At 70.7% G+C, this 15222-nt stretch carries 16 protein-coding genes; 6 read left to right on the top strand and 10 right to left on the bottom strand.

What is annotated here, in order from left to right; all coding sequences use genetic code 11:
* Window positions 1-135: 135 nt before the first annotated feature.
* From ACGFMM_RS24180 to ACGFMM_RS24165, 4 genes are all read left to right on the top strand, one after another.
* Window positions 136-663, top strand: a complete 528-nt coding sequence (locus ACGFMM_RS24180; protein ID WP_393648503.1) for a SigE family RNA polymerase sigma factor — start codon at window positions 136-138, stop codon at window positions 661-663.
* Window positions 656-1330 carry a hypothetical protein gene (locus tag ACGFMM_RS24175; protein ID WP_393648502.1) on the top strand — a complete coding sequence of 225 codons (675 nt, stop codon included), beginning with the start codon at window positions 656-658 and terminating at the stop codon, window positions 1328-1330. The genes ACGFMM_RS24180 and ACGFMM_RS24175 overlap by 8 nt, the downstream gene beginning before the upstream one ends.
* Window positions 1331-1557: 227 nt before the next feature.
* Window positions 1558-3768: a hypothetical protein gene (locus ACGFMM_RS24170; protein ID WP_393648501.1), complete on the top strand. Its 2211-nt coding sequence runs from the start codon at window positions 1558-1560 to the stop codon at window positions 3766-3768.
* On the top strand, window positions 3765-5114 hold the full coding sequence (locus ACGFMM_RS24165; RefSeq protein ID WP_393648500.1) for a hypothetical protein: 1350 nt from the start codon (window positions 3765-3767) through the stop codon (window positions 5112-5114). The genes ACGFMM_RS24170 and ACGFMM_RS24165 overlap by 4 nt, the downstream gene beginning before the upstream one ends.
* Before the next feature lie 127 nt (window positions 5115-5241).
* Here ACGFMM_RS24165 and ACGFMM_RS24160 read toward each other — a convergent pair whose 3' ends face one another.
* Window positions 5242-5856, bottom strand: coding sequence for a TetR/AcrR family transcriptional regulator (locus ACGFMM_RS24160; protein WP_393648499.1), 615 nt, complete (start codon window positions 5854-5856; stop codon window positions 5242-5244).
* 189 nt (window positions 5857-6045) lie between these two features.
* On the opposite strand from ACGFMM_RS24160, the gene ACGFMM_RS24155 reads away from it, so the two are divergent.
* Window positions 6046-6987, top strand: a complete 942-nt coding sequence (locus ACGFMM_RS24155; protein WP_393648498.1) for an oxidoreductase — start codon at window positions 6046-6048, stop codon at window positions 6985-6987.
* A gap of 27 nt (window positions 6988-7014) precedes the next feature.
* On the opposite strand, the gene ACGFMM_RS24150 is transcribed toward ACGFMM_RS24155, so the two are convergent.
* The 6 genes from ACGFMM_RS24150 to ACGFMM_RS24125 all read right to left on the bottom strand — a co-directional run bounded on the left by ACGFMM_RS24150 (window position 7015) and on the right by ACGFMM_RS24125 (window position 11800).
* On the bottom strand, window positions 7015-8136 hold the full coding sequence (locus ACGFMM_RS24150) for a serine hydrolase domain-containing protein (RefSeq protein ID WP_393648497.1): 1122 nt from the start codon (window positions 8134-8136) through the stop codon (window positions 7015-7017).
* A 232-nt stretch (window positions 8137-8368) separates the two neighbouring features.
* A complete protein-coding gene (locus ACGFMM_RS24145; RefSeq protein ID WP_393648496.1) occupies window positions 8369-9019 on the bottom strand; it encodes a transposase family protein in 651 nt (216 codons plus the stop codon).
* Between the two features lie 33 nt (window positions 9020-9052).
* Window positions 9053-9358, bottom strand: coding sequence for a transposase family protein (locus tag ACGFMM_RS24140; RefSeq protein ID WP_393648495.1), 306 nt, complete (start codon window positions 9356-9358; stop codon window positions 9053-9055).
* Window positions 9359-9379: 21 nt separating this feature from the next.
* The gene (locus tag ACGFMM_RS24135; RefSeq protein ID WP_393648494.1) at window positions 9380-9949 is read right to left on the bottom strand and encodes a GNAT family N-acetyltransferase; all 570 of its coding nucleotides are present in this window, start codon (window positions 9947-9949) and stop codon (window positions 9380-9382) included.
* A gap of 146 nt (window positions 9950-10095) precedes the next feature.
* Entirely contained in the window at window positions 10096-10716 is a 621-nt protein-coding gene (locus tag ACGFMM_RS24130) for an L-threonylcarbamoyladenylate synthase (protein ID WP_393648493.1), read from the bottom strand.
* Window positions 10717-10882: 166 nt separating this feature from the next.
* The gene (locus ACGFMM_RS24125) at window positions 10883-11800 is read right to left on the bottom strand and encodes a S1 family peptidase (protein ID WP_393648492.1); all 918 of its coding nucleotides are present in this window, start codon (window positions 11798-11800) and stop codon (window positions 10883-10885) included.
* 736 nt (window positions 11801-12536) lie between these two features.
* Between ACGFMM_RS24125 and ACGFMM_RS24120 the strand changes: the two genes are divergently transcribed.
* Window positions 12537-12851: a hypothetical protein gene (locus ACGFMM_RS24120; protein ID WP_393648491.1), complete on the top strand. Its 315-nt coding sequence runs from the start codon at window positions 12537-12539 to the stop codon at window positions 12849-12851.
* Window positions 12852-12859: 8 nt separating this feature from the next.
* On the opposite strand, the gene tnpA is transcribed toward ACGFMM_RS24120, so the two are convergent.
* From tnpA to ACGFMM_RS24105, 3 genes are all read right to left on the bottom strand, one after another.
* On the bottom strand, window positions 12860-13279 hold the full coding sequence (gene tnpA / locus ACGFMM_RS24115) for an IS200/IS605 family transposase (protein WP_393648703.1): 420 nt from the start codon (window positions 13277-13279) through the stop codon (window positions 12860-12862).
* A complete protein-coding gene (locus ACGFMM_RS24110; RefSeq protein WP_393648490.1) occupies window positions 13276-14025 on the bottom strand; it encodes a transposase family protein in 750 nt (249 codons plus the stop codon). The genes tnpA and ACGFMM_RS24110 overlap by 4 nt, the downstream gene beginning before the upstream one ends.
* A 245-nt stretch (window positions 14026-14270) precedes the next feature.
* Window positions 14271-15149: a hypothetical protein gene (locus ACGFMM_RS24105; protein WP_393648489.1), complete on the bottom strand. Its 879-nt coding sequence runs from the start codon at window positions 15147-15149 to the stop codon at window positions 14271-14273.
* Window positions 15150-15222: the final 73 nt, after the last annotated feature.

The raw sequence follows: 15222 nt of genomic DNA, 5'->3' as shown, positions 1-15222 counted from the left end.
CCGGGGCCCGTCCCCGGGCCGTGTCGTGCCGTGCCGTGTCGTGCCGTGTCGTGCCGGCATGGAACCTTCTGCGTCGGCCAGGTCCTCATTTCAGGGTGAAGAGCCCGAGTGGCGGGCCGGCGAGGAGTGGAACGGATGCGGGACGGCAGAGACCAGGCGTTTTCGGCGTTCATGACCGCGCGCCATCTCTCACTGCTCCGAACAGCCAGGCTGCTGACGGGCAGCGGGCAGCAGGCGGAGGACCTCACCCAGGAGGCGCTGCTGCGCACCTACCGCGCGTGGCACCGGATCGGGCAGGTCGAGGCGGCGGAGGCGTACACGCGCACCACCATGGTCCGGCTGCTGATCAAGGACCGCCGGCGGCGGTGGCACGCCGAAGTCCCGGCCCCGCAACTGCCCGAGGTCGCCCTGCCCGGGCACGAGGACGTCACGGCCACCGCCATGGCCGTACGCACGGTCCTGCGGACCCTTCCGCCGAAACAGCGGGCCGTCCTGGTGCTGCGCTACTACCACCAGCTCGGCGAACAGGAGATCGCCGGTGTACTGGGCTGCTCGCCCGGCACCGTGAAGAGCCGCGCCGCCCGCGCCCTGGCAGCCCTTCGTGACGGCGGCGCACTGACCGCCGTCACGAGCGAACACGACTGGAGTTCCGACCGTGACTGAGCAGCGGCCTTTCGACGACGAGCACGTGCGGCAGCTCCTGACCGCCGCCGCGGATCTGCCGGGACATCCCGCCGCCACACCCGGTGCCGACTTCGTCGCCCGGGCCCGCCGCAGCCTGGTGCGCCGACGGCTGGGGGCGGCCGTGGGCGCGCTCGCGGTGTGTATCGCGGCCGCGGTGGCCGTGCCCGCCGTGATCCAGGGCATGTCGGACCCCGAGCGTGCGCTCGCGGCCGCCGACGGGCCGTGCGTACAGCGTGCGGCGCAGCAGCTGAAGGGCGAACAACAGCGGGGATTCCGAGCGGTGTTCGGGGTCCTGCGGCCGGAAGCCGTCGCGATGCGCGACGGCATCACCGAAGGCTCGGCCTTCCGCTTCGACATCGAGGGCGCCCTGGCCGACGGCGCGGGTGCCCCCTCCTCGGGCCGTGCCCTCGTCTGGTATCCGGTCTCCGAGACGCAACTGCCTCGGCCGGGGCGGTACGTGCTGGTGTTGCAGGAGGCGGAGCGCCCGTCGGACGGCGGCGAGCGGCTCTACGAGTTCGTCCCCGATCGCGTGCTGCCGCTCACCGCCGACGGCAGCGTGGAGCTCTCGTGCGGGGAGGGCCGGGCAGGCGCTGTGGACCTGGAACGCCTGCGCTCCGCGGTGAACGGGCCGGCCTCCGCCGGGTGACGGGAAGGCAGGGAAGGGGCCCGTGATGCCCCTTGCCCGGTCCCCGTGTCCGTCCCTCTTTCGGGGTATTCGGTGGCCCGGGCGGCACCGGCGGCGAACGCGGGGACGTTGGAGCTTCTGCGGAGGGTTCGTCGGGTTGGCGGGGGGCGTTGCCAATGGTGGGGCTTGTTCGACTGTGGTCCGGGCTGCGTCGGCGCGTCCTGTCCGCGGCGGTTCTACTGCTGGCCGTGGCGGTGCCACTGGCTGGTCCGCCGCCCGCGGGGGCCGGGCCCCGGCCGGACGGGGCGGCCGACGGGGTCGCGCTCGACTTCACGGCGCCGCCCCTGCTGTTCAACCTGCGGCTCCGCTGGGAGGTGCACGACCGGATCGGCATCGACGCCACGCGGAACGCCGCGACCGTGCTGGTGGACCACAACGGCCTGCCGTACGACCAACGCGAGAAGCTCGTCACCAATGACAGGTACCGCTCGATGCTGGCGAACAGGGACCCCCGCCGGGACCGCGGCATCCGCACCGAGCCGGTCGACCTGGACGTGGTCGCTCCGTATCTGAAGGCCGGCGCGCTGGCCGATCTGAGGGGGCGCAAGATCGAGAAGCTCCTGGCGGTCAGCGCGCTCAACGCCCCTCGGCCCAAGAACTCCGGAGCCTTCGGCTCCTACGACGACGAAGGCGCCCACTCGGAAGTCGTTCTGAAGAACTTCCTCAAGCCGTTCGGCGCGGTGCCCGTGCTGCTCGGCGCCTCCGACCGGCGCCAGTGCTGGTCCTGCACGGGCCTGTACCCCGCAGACATCCCCCTCTTCTACGGCGTGGAGTACGACCTCAGCAGCGAAGAGGTCGCCCGGATGCGCCGGGAGGCGGCAGCTGCCGAGCAGGCGGTCGCGGACCAGGGGGCCCGGGCACGCAGACTCGCGCGCGACAAGGTCGTCAAGAAGTGGAGCGCCGTCGGCGCGGAGCGGAACCGGATGTCCGCCGCGCGCATCGAGGCGCTCTACCACAAGAGCGTCTCCGCCTTCCGCGCCGCCGACGCGGACATGTTCAAGGCGTCAAGCACCATCCTGCGGATCGCTCCGAACGACTGCGAGCTGCCGTCGGCGCCCTGGAAGCCGGGCGGCTCCGGGCTGGGGGCCGCGTTCGTCCTGCCGGTCGCCGGCCGTCAGGCCTGTCCTTCGCGTGCCGCGCCCACGGGCCTGTCGCGCGCCCTCACCGAGCCCGGAGCGCTGCCCGGCGGCATCGACTTCTCCAGTCTGGAGTTGCGCTATCTGGCAGATCCGGGCGACGGCAGCGGGCTGCGGTACGCGTTCGCCATGGACCGGGCGCCGCTCACGGGTGACTCCCGTACGGCCACGGGCCTCGCGGCGGCGAGACAGACGTCGGACGCGTTCTTCGTCTGGCTGGCTCTGGACCGCTCGGACCTGTGGGTCAATCTCCATCCGGAGCAGCCGGATCGCATCGTGGACGAGCGGTTGGGCCGGACCGAGGCCGGACGCGTCATGCTGGAGGCCGACTTGAGGCTGAAGCGCGACGTCGGCGCGGTCGTCCATCCGCGCACCTCGACCGGTCGCGCGTACTGGGCCGAGCTGAAGGGCGACTGTGCCGGGATCCGGGTGTGGATCGTGCCGGGCGCGGCGCAGGTGTACGAGGACGGCGACGCGCTGTACATCCTCGACGCGCCCCTGACCGTCCGGCTCGAAGACCCCGTCGACGAGACCGGGCCCGCACAGTCCGAGCCCGAACAGACCGGCCCCGAGCTGGCCGGGCCCGGGCGCACCGCCTGCGACCTGGACGCGGAGGAACGGGCGCACAACGAACGGCTCGGCCGCAGGATCGTGCTCCCCCGCGTCGAGCATCTGGTCAACACCGCACCCCAGTACGCGGAGCTGCGCCGGATCCACTTCGCCCGGGTCGCCGCCGAGTGGTACCGCGGCCTGAGCCTGCGCAAGGACACCGCGTACCGGAAGGTCATCGGCAGCGGTTCCGTGGAGCCCTGGCGGATCCGCTCGGGGTGGCGGCCGCAGGACACGTTCAGGAAGTACGTGGCGTCGTACCGCAAGGGCGAGTACCGCGCCGGCCTCGAGGTCGTCCCGGGGCTCGACCCGCAGGAAGTGGTCTACGGCGGCGTGGACTTCGGCGAGGCGCCGGTCCGGCCGGTGTCCGGCGAGCGCTTCGCGGCCGAGCATCCCGAACTGGCGGCGCGGGTCGCGGGCTCGCTCACCGATCCGAAAGCGGACACGACGTCCGACACCGTGTGGCTCGGCGCACCGACACCGCTCGAACGGGCCACCCGGTCGGCGCCCGCCGCCGGTGGTCTCGGTGTGACCGTCGGCCTCGTCGCGGCCGGAGCGGCGGCCGTGGCCGCGGCCGCCCTCTTCGTCGTCGTCCACCGCCGACGGTCATCGCGCCGCGGCAGCGAGCCGGAAACCTTGGAGGAGCCGACGTGACGAGCGGATTCACGCGCCGGTGGCGGCGGGCGGGCGGCGTGCTGTCCGTCCTTGTGGCAGGCACGCTGACGGCGGGCGCGCTGGCCGGCTGTTCGACAGGAGACGACACGGACGCCAAGCCTCCGGCGATGGAGTCGGTCGGTGCGCGGGTCGCCGCCGAACCGCTGCTGCGATGGCGGGGGAAATGGGTCACCTGGCGGAACGTCTCCGTCGACCTGCGGGCGATGGGCACGGGAGACATCCTCGGCAAGGTGACGGTCGAGGGGCACACCGCCGAGGTGCTGCACGTCGGGGGTGGGCCGACGCTGCTCCGGGGGAACGTGGACTACTGGCGCAGCGCCCTGGGCACCGGCTCGGACACGGAGTCCCGGCAGTTCGCGGGCGCGTGGGTGGAGCTGGGCGGCGGACGTCTGTGGGGCGTCGACCTGGAGGATCTGGCGCCGGGCACGCTCGGCCCGCGGCTGCGGGACGGCTTTCCGGGCCAGGCGTCGGAGACCCAAGGAGGGGAAGGGGCGGTTTCCTCGGGCGGGAGCGCTGACACCCCGGCGTCGCCAGGCCCTCCGGTCCCGGGCGGTGGTGCCGCGGCAGCGGGTTCTGGCGAGGCCATGTCGACGGGTGCCGCAGGTTCGACGCCGAGCCCGTGGGCTCCCGCCACGAACGAGGCGTACGGCCTGCGCCCGCCCGAGGGGGTCGAGCAGGACGCGGTGCGCTACGAGCTGCCGTCCGGCCGCGGACTCGGCCGGTTCTGGGTGGCGGCCCGGCCGCCGCACCGGCTCCTCGCCTACACCGGACAGGACATTCCCGGCGACCCGGAAGCCGGCCCGAGCAACGTCTCCCTGACGATGAGTCCGGCCGGCGCCCGCGAGGCGAAGCGGACCTACGCGGAGATGATCGCCCGGCTCCGGGCCCTGCCCGCCCGACTGCGCATCGACTACGAGGGCCCCGGCTTCCTGTTGTACGACATCGAGCGTGCGGTGGGGTGCGGCGGGGCGTGCCCTGGTGCCGCCGACCTCTCGCTGTCCGTCCGCAACACGTCGCCCCGGCTGACCGGCTCGGCGTCGGCCCGGCTCGAGCTGTACGGCAGTTCCCGCCCGTTCGGCCGCGAGCGCCTGGTGGGCCGCTGCGTGGTACAGCTGCCGATCCTGCCTCCCGGCGGGCGCGCGTCCAGAACGTGCCGGGTCAGCAGCACGGAGATCGGAGCCGTGCTCAAGGAGGCCGCGGCGGACGGGACGCTAGTCATGTGGCGCACGTCGGAGGATCTCCACTACGGAAACGTCTCGGGCCCCTCGGACTCCGCGGCACTGACGGAGACCTTGACGGCCCACGCCGACGCGGCGGGGTGGTGACCGACGGGCTCCGGAAACGTCGTCCGACGACGACCCGGCGTCGCGTGGCCGTGCGGGTGCCTGTGGCCGTGGGGGTGCCCTTAGCCGTACCACGCGGCCGTGCGCGTGCCCGTGTTCGTACGCCTGGTCAGACCGCCTGCAGCGCGCCGGCGTGCGCGGCCGCCAGCGCCACGTTCACGGCACGGTCCGCGGTCGCCTCGTCGACCGGTTCGCCGGTGAACACGAGCCGGAAGTAGACGGGCGCGGCAAGGGCCTTGAGGAGTTCGGCAGGGTCGGTGTCCGCGGGCAGTTCCCCGCGCTCGACGGCTCGGGTGACAACGGGCTCGGCCCGCCGGAAGCGGTCGTCGAACAGCGCGCGCTTGACCTCGGCGAGCTGGGGGATGCGTACGGCGTCCGAGAGGACGGTGACGAGCAGGGCCCGGCCCGCTTGCGTGGTCATGGTCGCGACGAGGGAACGGGCCAGCGCGCGCAGGTCGCCCTCCGCCGTCCCGGTGTGGGGGATCGGGATGTCCGCGGCGAAGTGGCTGACGAGCGCGTCGACGACGAGCCCGTCGGGGTTCGTCCAGTTCCGGTAGATCGTCGTCTTGTGCACGCCGGCCCGTCGGGCGACGCCCTCCACGGTCAGGGCCGCGTATCCGGTCTCCGCGAGTTCGGTGACGGTCGCCTCCAGCACCGCGGCGCGCATCTTGTTGCCTCGCCCGACGGCGGGGGCACGCCTGGCGGACGACCCAGCAGACTCCATTGCAACTCCCTGTTGCGTTGATGGTGGTACGTACGGCAGGATCACGCTATCGCAACTCCGAGTCGCAATACGACTCGGCTTCTTGCGACCGCAGGAACTCTCCACCCACGAACCGAGGTTTCCATGACCCATGACTCCCGGACAGCCGCCCGAGCCTTACCGGCACACCTGCCGCACACGGATGCGCGCATGCCCTGGACGCCGGATTCCATCCCCGACCAGTCGGGGCGACTGGCCGTCGTCACCGGTGCCAACAGCGGCATCGGATACGTCACGGCGCGTGAACTCGCCCGCCGCGGCGCCCATGTGGTCCTGGCCTGCCGCAGCCACGAGCGCGGACGGAACGCGGAGGCCCGGCTGCGCGCCGAAGTCCCCGGCGCCCGGACGGAACTGCGCCTGCTCGACCTCGCCGACCTGAGTTCCATCCGCGGTTTCGCCGAGGAGTGGAGCCACGAGCGGCTCGACCTCCTCGTCAACAACGCCGGCGTGGCCATGGTGCCGTTCTCGCGGACCGCCGACGGGTTCGAGTCGCAGTTCGGCATCAACCACCTCGGCACGTTCGCGCTCACCGGGCTCCTCATGCCCCACCTGCTGGCCTCCGCAGACCCGCGCGTGGTCACGGTGAGCAGCGAGGGCCAGCGCTTCGCCCCGTTCGACCTGACCAACCTCAATGCCGAGCACCGCTATCGCACCGCGTTCGCCTATGTGCAGTCCAAGCGGGCGAACCTCTATTTCGCCGCGGAACTGCAACGCCGCGCCGACGCCGCCGGGCTGGCGCTGCGCAGCATGGCCGTCGCGCCCGGACTCACCCGTTCCAACGTGCTCACCGGCGGTGCCAACAGCGCCCGGGGCCGCGCGTACGGGATCCTCACGCGCCTGCTCCTGCGCCTGGCTTTCCGTCCCACTCCGGAGGGCGCCAAGACCTCCCTGTACGCCGCGACCGTCCCCGAGCTTTCGGGCGGGAGTTACGTCGTGCCCGACGGACCGTTCCAGCTCCGCGGCGAGCCCGTCCTCCGCGGCCGGGAACGCGCCCTCCAGGACGCCGCCACGGCCCACCAACTGTGGCTGCTCTCGGAACAGCTCACCGGCGTCCGGTACGTGTGGCCCGCCGAACCGTCCGCGCGGGACTGACCGTTCCGAGAGACCACGCGCCTCCGCTCAGGCCTCCGGGCGGGCCGGATCGCCGCCGCAGAACACCTCGCTGACGAGCCTCTGCTGTGCCGCTCCGAACAGTTCGGCAGCCTTCGCCATGTCGATCCCGGCGTCTCCGGTGGTCAGGGAGGCGGTCAGTGTCGTACGGCCGTCGGGCGAGCTGTACATCAGTGCCGCCCAGCCCCAGAAACCTCCGTTGTGGGTGTAGACGGTGTCTCCGCGCTCCGTCTTCTGGACGAAGAGTCCCAGTCCGTAGTCGAGCTTGGGATGCGGGCTGCGCATCTCGGCCAGCAGGGGCTCCGCCAGGATCTTGCCGCTCATCAGGGCCGAGAAGAAGGTGTGCAGGTCCTGGGTCGTCGAGATCATGTCACCGGCAGCGGATATCCAGGACGGGTTGGCGCGTGTGACGTCGACCGTCTTCCACTCGCCGTCGGCCTCGTAGGTGTAGTAGCCGTGGGCGTGCGGCTCGGGGATCTCCGGCGAGGCGTCCGGCACGACGGTGCCCGAGAGGCCGAGCGGGCTCAGGATCCGCCTCCGCACCTCCTCCGCGAAGGGGCGGCCACTCACCTTCTCGACCAGCAGCCTGGCCAGGACGTAGTTGGTGTTGGAGTAGTTCCAGTCCGTGCCCGGCTCGAACCGCGCCGGCTTGGACAGCGCGAGCCGCACCAACTCCTCCGGCGGGTAGGTGTGGAACAGGTTGTCCACCCACTCCTGACCCTGCCAGGGGATCCCCGGCACGATCGTCCCGTCCTCGTAGTACTCGCCCGTGTAGTTGAACAGCCCGCTGGTGTGCTGCAGCAGCATCCGCACCGTGATCCGCCGGTCCAGCCCGAACTCGGGCAGGTGGTCGTCAACCGGGCTGTCCAGCCCGATCGCGCCGTCCGCCACCAGCTGCAGCACCAGAGTCGCGACGAAGGTCTTGGTGTTGCTGCCGATCCGGAAATGCCCGTCGGTCGGGGGTGCGGCGTGCCCGCCGAGCTTGCTCACCCCGGCGCTGCCGACCCATTCACCGGCCTCGTCGTTCACCCGTAACTGCACCCCGGCCCAGCCGGCCTCGACGAGTTCCCGAAGGGCCTTCTGCAACTCCGGACGGGCCTGCGCGGCGGCGGTGTTCGGCGTGTGGGACATGGTGGCTGCTCCTCGTCATCGATGGTGTGACGTCGATTGAGCAGAGGGGAAACGCACCCCGCTTCGACGTGTGCACCATCATGGCACACGAGTGGTGCCACCGCGAGCCATGCGTGATGCCACCTTTGGCTCAGGGTGCCGCGATCTGGCTCAGCCCTCGTCGCCTCCTCTTACGGCCTGGGGAGTGTTAAGAATCTGGGCAGGATCGGCTGAGCCATCCGCCTGGGATTGATCAGCAGGACGTCGGGCGGGCGTCGGCGGCGAGGACGAGTTCTTTGCTCGTCTTGCGGCGGGTGGCCCGGCGGGCTGACCGGTCGGAGACTAGGCCGGCTATCGCGGCTTGGGTTTCGGCGAAGTCTTCGCGGCGGCCGGTGTAGCGCTGCAGAGGCTGCCACTGCTTGTACTCGGCGTTGGCGTGCTCCACGCGGATCCGGTTGGAGGACTGTGCTCGGCGTTCGTGCCGCCAGGCCTGCTGTTCGCCGAGGGTCGCGTCCTTCTTCGGCTTGCGGGGTGGGGCGGTGACCTGGTGTGGGAACTGGGTGGCCAGGCCCCGGTAACCCTCGTCGACATGCACCTTGACGCCGGGGCGGCAGCACAGCTGCTCGGCGATGCCCTCGGTGCGCACCGCGGTCTGGTCGTGCATCCGTCCTGGCCGCGCGACCCCGGAGAACAGGGTGCGGCCCTGGCCGTCGCTGAACGTGGTGGTCTTGATGGTGTTCTGCTTGCGCTTGCCGGACACGAACGCATCGCGGCCGGGACGCCCGGCCTTCGTGCGTCTCGCCTGCACGTCGGTGCCGTCGATACGTCGCTCGACGTCCTTGGCCTCGGCGTAGGCGAACCCGTCCTCGATGGTGCGCAGCCGGATGCCGGGCTGGTCGGGCACGGCGGACCCACGCGCCGTCAGCAGCGGCCGGACCTACCGGATCGCGACGGACACCGTGGAGCGGTCCACTCCTAACAGCACAGCCAGGGCCAAGTACGGAAGATCGCGTCGCAGGTGCGCGAGCGTGACCAGCACCCGGTCGACGAACATCAGACGATGCTTCGAGCCGGCACCGGCCTCGCGACGGCGGTCGCCGCCGCGCCGCTCCCGCAGCGCAGACTCCCGCTGCGCCTCCCACTCCGGGGCGAGCTCAGCGACGAGCTCGGCAAGATGCTGCCGGGATGTACCCGATAGGGCTTGATGAGACAAGGCCGCGCGGGCTGATGACTTCACATCCACGGGCGCCGGACCTCGCACCGCCTACGCCTGCCGCAGCTCCCACTGCTTCTTCGTGATCTCGTACCGCACACCCCCATGCTCGGAACCCTCGACCGTCATCATGTCGTCCGGGGTGGGGATGCTCTCCGCGAGCGTCATCCCGAGCTTCTCCATGACGTTGCGCGAAGGGCGGTTCACGGTCATCGTCTCGGCCCAGACCATGCGGACGCCGAGCTCGGCGAACCCCTTCGCCAGCAGCGCCTGCGAGACCTCGGTGGCGTAGCCCCGGCCCCAGGCCGCCTGGCGCAGGCGGTAGCCGAGTTCGGCCTCCTCACGCGGGCCGCTGCGCAGCGGACGCAGGCAGAACCAGCCGACGAACGCGCCGCCGTCCTTCTCGTGCGCGGCGAACAGGCCGAGGTCGTGATCCCAGCGCTCGTAGCCTGCGAGGATGCTGGGGATGGCGAGGTCGCGGACCTCCTCCGGCGGGGTCGGAGCGCCGCCGGTCAGGTAGCGCATCACCGCCGGGTCGCTGTCCAGCTCGATCAGCAGGTCCGCGTCGGCAGCGGCGAAGGGGCGGAGGGTCAGGCGCTCGGACTCGAGGTAGGTGGTCACGTGAGGATCATGACCGAGACGGGTCGGACGATCCAGGGAGATTTCGGGCCGCGGCTGTCACCGGGTGGGGTGCTGGAGGAGCAGCAACATGGCACGGCCGCCCTAACATCACGGCCGAGGACCCGCCTGTATCGCTCCCCAAGTCTTTACTCGAAGCGGGTCGCGTCGCCCGCGCCGTGCCGCACGATCTCCGGCTCGCCGCCGGAGAAATCGACGACCGTGGTCGGCTCGGTGCCGCAGTCGCCCGAGTCCACCACCGCGTCCAGCACGTGGTCGAGCCGGTCCTTGATCTCCCAGCCCTGCGTCAGGGGCTCGGGCTCGCCAGGCAGGAGCAGGGTGCTCGACACCAGGGGCTCGCCGAGTTCGGCGAGCAGCGCCTGGGTGACGACGTGGTCGGGGATCCGGACCCCCACCGTCTTCTTCTTCGGGTGCATGAGGCGGCGCGGGACCTCCTTGGTGGCCGGGAGGATAAAGGTGTAGCTCCCCGGCGTCGACGCCTTCACGGCGCGGAAGACGTCGTTGTCGACGTGGACGAACTGGCCCAGCTGCGCGAAGTCCTTGCAGACCAGGGTGAAGTGGTGGCGGTCGTCGAGGCTCCGGATCGACCTGATTCGTTCGAGGGCGTCGTGATTGCCGAGCCGGCAGCCCAGCGCGAAGCAGGAGTCCGTCGGATACGCGATCAGCGCACCGGCCCGGAGGCTGTCTGCCACGGTGCCGATGATGCGCGACTGGGGGGTCTGCGGGTGCACATCGAAGTACTTCGCCATCCGGCGACCCTAAGGGATGCCCCGGCCGCCGCGGGGGCCGACCGCGATCGCGGTACCCGAACGAATGCTTTGCCGCCGTCTTCGCCCACAGGAACGGTCGTTGATGGCAAGGGTGGGGCGGCCCCGGTCGCGGAGCCGCCCCATGTGCGTGGAGAGCAGGACAGGATCAGAAGACGCTCACGCCGTACGCGCTCAGCGCCTCCGTGACGGGCTGGAAGAACGTGGTGCCGCCCGAGGTGCAGTTGCCGCTGCCGCCCGAGGTGAGGCCCAGCGCCGTGGTGCCCGAGAAGAGGGAGCCGCCGCTGTCGCCGGGCTCGGCGCAGACGTTGGTCTGGATGAGGCCGTACACGATGTCGCCGTTGCCGTAGTTGACCGTGGCGTTGAGGCCGGTCACGGTGCCGCTGCGCAGACCGGTGGTGCTGCCGCTGCGCTGCACGGACTGGCCGACGTAGGCGTTCGCCGCACCCGTGATGTCACGGTAGGTGCCGTTGTAGAGGTAGACGCGCCCGTCGGCGGCGGAGGCGTTGGAGTGGCGGATGATGCCGTAGTCGTTGGTCGGGAAGCTGGTTCCGGCACGGGTGCCGAGCAGCGTGGTGTTGGCGGAGTTGGTGTACCAAGTGCCGGCGATGTTGGTGCAGTGCCCCGCGGTGAGAGCGTAGTACGTGCTGCCGCTGCGGACGTTGAAGCCGAGCGAGCAGCGGCCGCCGCCGGCGTAGATGGCCTGGCCGCCCGCGATCAGCTTGTTGATCTTCCCCTGGGTCCGCTCGATCTTCAGCTTGCCGGCGCGGTCGCCCGCGGCCTTGCGCAGCGCCCCGACCTCCGCCTCCGAGACGGTGGAGTCGACGGTGACGACGACCTTGCCGGTGGCCTGGTCGGTGTACCAGGCCGTGCCGGCGACGTCGGCGTCGAGCACGGCGTCGCTCGCGGCGGCCAGTTCGGCGGACATGGCCCGCGCGGAGTCGGCCGAGACCGCGGACGAGGTGGGCGCGGCCAGCGCCGAGGCGGCCACGAGGGCTCCGACGACGGCCATGGCGCGGGTGGCCTTGGCGAGCTTGGCCTGACGAAGCGGGCGCTTCACGTTCACTGCATCCTCCGGTGGGGGTCGCGGGCCGCTGGGTGGGCGGCCCTCGAATGCGGTCGGCCCGATGGCGATTGATGCCATGGACCTGTCAACGGGTTGCGAGAGGAATCCTCGACTCCGCACTCGGTGCGCGGCAAGGTTGTCTTTCGGTCGCTCTACGCGCGTCAAGCTCCCGCTTCATCCGACCCCTGGCGTGGGCGCGCCGTCGGGGCGACTCCACCGGCATCTGAAAGAGAGTCAGCAAGTTTCGGGAAGCGATTGCGGACGGAATCCGATGACGGAGGCCGCGGCGGCGGTGCGGCTGCCCGCCCGGTTGGCGACGCACCTCGAATCCAGCACCCGGAAGGGGTCGTTCCCCTTGTTCGGCGGCCATGCGGGGGCGGGATCGGAGGGGGACCGCTCCCACGCGACGGTGCGTGATCACGAAGCCGTACCGGCCTGCGTACTCAACCGTTCGCGGCGTGCATCCGCAACGCCACTGCCGCCCCATGCCCGCCCACGCGCCGTCCGGAGTCACCCCTGCCGGGCCCGCGCTCCCGTCCTCTCCCGTCCAGGACGAAGTCATCCCGAGCCGCCGAACATCGCAATCGCCCCAACTCGACATGGTTCGCTGTCTGGCCGGATCAGGAACGGCGGCCTCACCTACTGCCCGCCTGCCGTCTGACGCGTCCGCAGAGCCGAGGCGTCGGGCGCAGAAAATCGGTTCCGGATGTTCGGAAAGCGGTAATAGAGAGCCGGTGTGACTACGCCACTTGAGCTCTCCATCCTGATCCTGCTGCGGCTGATCGACGCACGGTCGACCGTTTTCCGCACCGCGATCGCATCCGCTCCCGACCTCGACGTGCAGAGCAGTCCCTGGCCGCACGAGCCCGCTGATGTCGAGTACCACGCGACCAAGGGTCACTCCTGGCGCCTGTCGCTCTCCGCCGCCGACGCGCACCCGCCCGTCTCCCCCAGTCCCCCCACGACAATGAGTCTGAAGTGCCTAACCGAGACTCTTGCAGAAAGCCCCGGCCTTCAGGCCGGGGATGAATGCACCTCAGGACTGCTCTGACCCGCAGGTCACAGCGGGCGTTTCTGCTGCTCGAAGTACTGCCGGATGATCGCCAGCGGTGCGCCGCCGCACGAGGCTGCGAAGTAGGACGGCGACCACAGGTGGCCGTGCATGATGGCCCGGTTGATGCGGCCGGTGAACTCCTGGCGGATCAACCGGGCCGAGACTCCCTTGGGGCTGTTGACCAGCTTGGAGACGGCGATCTTCGGCGGGAAGTGCACCAGGAGGTGCACGTGATCGCGCTCGCCATTGAACTCCTTCAGCTCGGACTCGAAGTCCTCGCACACCTTCCGCATGATCTCTTCGACCCGCGTCAGCATCTCGTCGTTGAACACGCCGCGACGGTACTTCGTCACAAAGACCAAATGCACGTGCATCGTGGAAACCACATGTCTGCCACGGCGGAACTCGTCAGTGAGCGTTTTCAGCGTTGCCTCTCCAGGGTGAGGACGGCTGCGGCGATTGACGTCATGCGGTTGGGGCTTACACGGGTCCGACGGAAGATGCGCCAGGACTTCAGCCGCGCCATCCCGCGTTCGACGGGTGCCCGGGCCTGGGCCAGTGCTCGGTTGACCGCGCGCTGGGTCGGGGAGAGTTCGCCGCCGGGAGGCCGTTTGCGCCCGGTGGTCACCCACGGTCCGGCTCCCTGGTAGGCGCGGTCGGCAAGGACGGGGACGCCCTGGCGTTCGCAGATTCGGATGATCCGGTGCGCGCGGACCGCGGTGAGGTCGTGGGCACGGCCCGGCAGCGCGGGCGAGATCCACAGCATGTGGCCCGTCGGGTCGGTCACGACCTGCACGTTCACGCCGTGCCGGCGGTGCTTGTGGGAGTAGTCGGCCCGTCCGTCTCCGGTCCGGTCGCACTCCGCGAGCGTGCCGTCGAGCAGCACGTAGTCCGGATCACTCTCGCGCAGGACCTTGAGCAGGCCAGGAGCCCGGTCGGCGAGGAGAGCGATCACGGCGGATACGTAGGCGTGGGCGGTGCCGACGGAGATCCCGAAACCAGCGGCTATCTGGGCGAGGCAGTCGTGCTTGCGCAGGTACACCAAGGCGACCAGCGCACGCTGGTGCGGCGGCAGCTTGCAGCGCCGGTCACCCTCACGGGTGACGATGAGCATGGTGACCCACTCGGCCAAAGCATGCGGAAGGTCGAGTGCGGCAGGATAGGAAACCAACGAGGCTCCTGTGCCGATGGGTTGAGACTTCGAACACCTCCCCCAACGGCACGCGAGCCTCGTGCGTTACATGCCCTGCCACTGTCACCCGATCAGTGGCCAGGCCGAAAGAGCTCACTGCTGAAGCGCCTGGTCACGGTGGTCACGGCGCTGGGGCTGGGTGCGGGTGCGCCGCCCGCTCAGGCGACCGTACCGTGCCGCTCGGAGCGGATCACCAGACCGGGTGGGGGCGCGGGTCGCGCGGGTCAGCTCGCCGTGGCCCCGTAATTGTCGTACAAGCCCAGGAAGGCACCGATGGCCAGGCCGACGACGAGGAGGTCGACGGCGAGGCCAAAGAGGAAAATGCCCGCGCAGACGACGGTCCAGACGGACCTGTGCAGCAACGACTGGCAGACGACCACGTTGCCGGGGTTCTGCGGGTGGTAGGCGACCTGGATGACCTCGGCGCGCTTCTGGGCGTACACGGCACGGCTCTGGCCGTGCATGTCCGTGTACACGTAGTTCCCCGTCTTGCCGAACAGGTCGGTCATGTTCTCGTGCCGTACCGCCTCGACGGTGATGCCCTTCCGGGGCAGGTACCACTCGTCGCGGGCAATCTTCAGCCCCATGATGCCGAGCGTGGTGGCGGTCGCGCCCAAGGGGAGGGTGACCAGGATCGGGAGCGCGATGATCGCCGGCGCCGCGATCCAGACGGCCACGGTGAGCACGACGGTCAGGAGGGCGACGGCCCCGACCCAGCGCCTGAGCACGCGCGTTCCCCTGTCCTGCTGGGACTCGATGTCCTGCTGGGACTCGCTCACGGCACGGACGGTGACGAGGGCCGAACCGTCGGCGGTCTCCCCGGCCTCGTCGGCGCGCTCGGGCAGGGTCGCGTTGACCGCGTCGGCGAAGGCCGTGGCCGCCGCCTCGCTCACGCCGTCGACGCGGTGAACGGCCGGGGTCGTCCCGGCCGGGGCGGTGAGCTCCACGGCGACCGCGCTCCCCTCGGCGCGGATCCGCCGAACGGCCTGGAGCGGGATCCGCGTCTCCACATCCGTCCGGCTCAGTACCAGGTCGTCGCCTTCGGATCGGAGGACGGCTCCGCCGGAACCACGCAGGACGGGTATGGGTGAGGTGAGGGACATGGGCGTGATCGTAGGCGCTGGACGTTCTTGTCTCTACTTGATCATTTTAGAATGAGGTTCGCGGGCGTCGCAA

The sequence above is a fragment of the Streptomyces sp. NPDC048604 genome (genome assembly GCF_043199435.1).
GTDB lineage: Bacteria > Actinomycetota > Actinomycetes > Streptomycetales > Streptomycetaceae > Streptomyces.
The sequence above is the reverse complement of the archived record's forward strand: the minus strand, read 5'-3'. Positions and strand labels throughout refer to the sequence as shown.

Bases quoted from the DNA above. Each gene is read 5' to 3' on its own strand.
- ACGFMM_RS24180 (WP_393648503.1), top strand. From the start codon at position 136: ATGCGGGACGGCAGAGACCAGGCGTTTTCGGCGTTCATGACCGCGCGC.
- ACGFMM_RS24160 (WP_393648499.1), bottom strand. From the start codon at position 5,856: ATGGAGTCTGCTGGGTCGTCCGCCAGGCGTGCCCCCGCCGTCGGGCGA.
- ACGFMM_RS24155 (WP_393648498.1), top strand. From the start codon at position 6,046: ATGCCCTGGACGCCGGATTCCATCCCCGACCAGTCGGGGCGACTGGCC.
- ACGFMM_RS24150 (WP_393648497.1), bottom strand. From the start codon at position 8,136: ATGTCCCACACGCCGAACACCGCCGCCGCGCAGGCCCGTCCGGAGTTG.
- ACGFMM_RS24130 (WP_393648493.1), bottom strand. From the start codon at position 10,716: ATGGCGAAGTACTTCGATGTGCACCCGCAGACCCCCCAGTCGCGCATC.
- ACGFMM_RS24105 (WP_393648489.1), bottom strand. From the start codon at position 15,149: ATGTCCCTCACCTCACCCATACCCGTCCTGCGTGGTTCCGGCGGAGCC.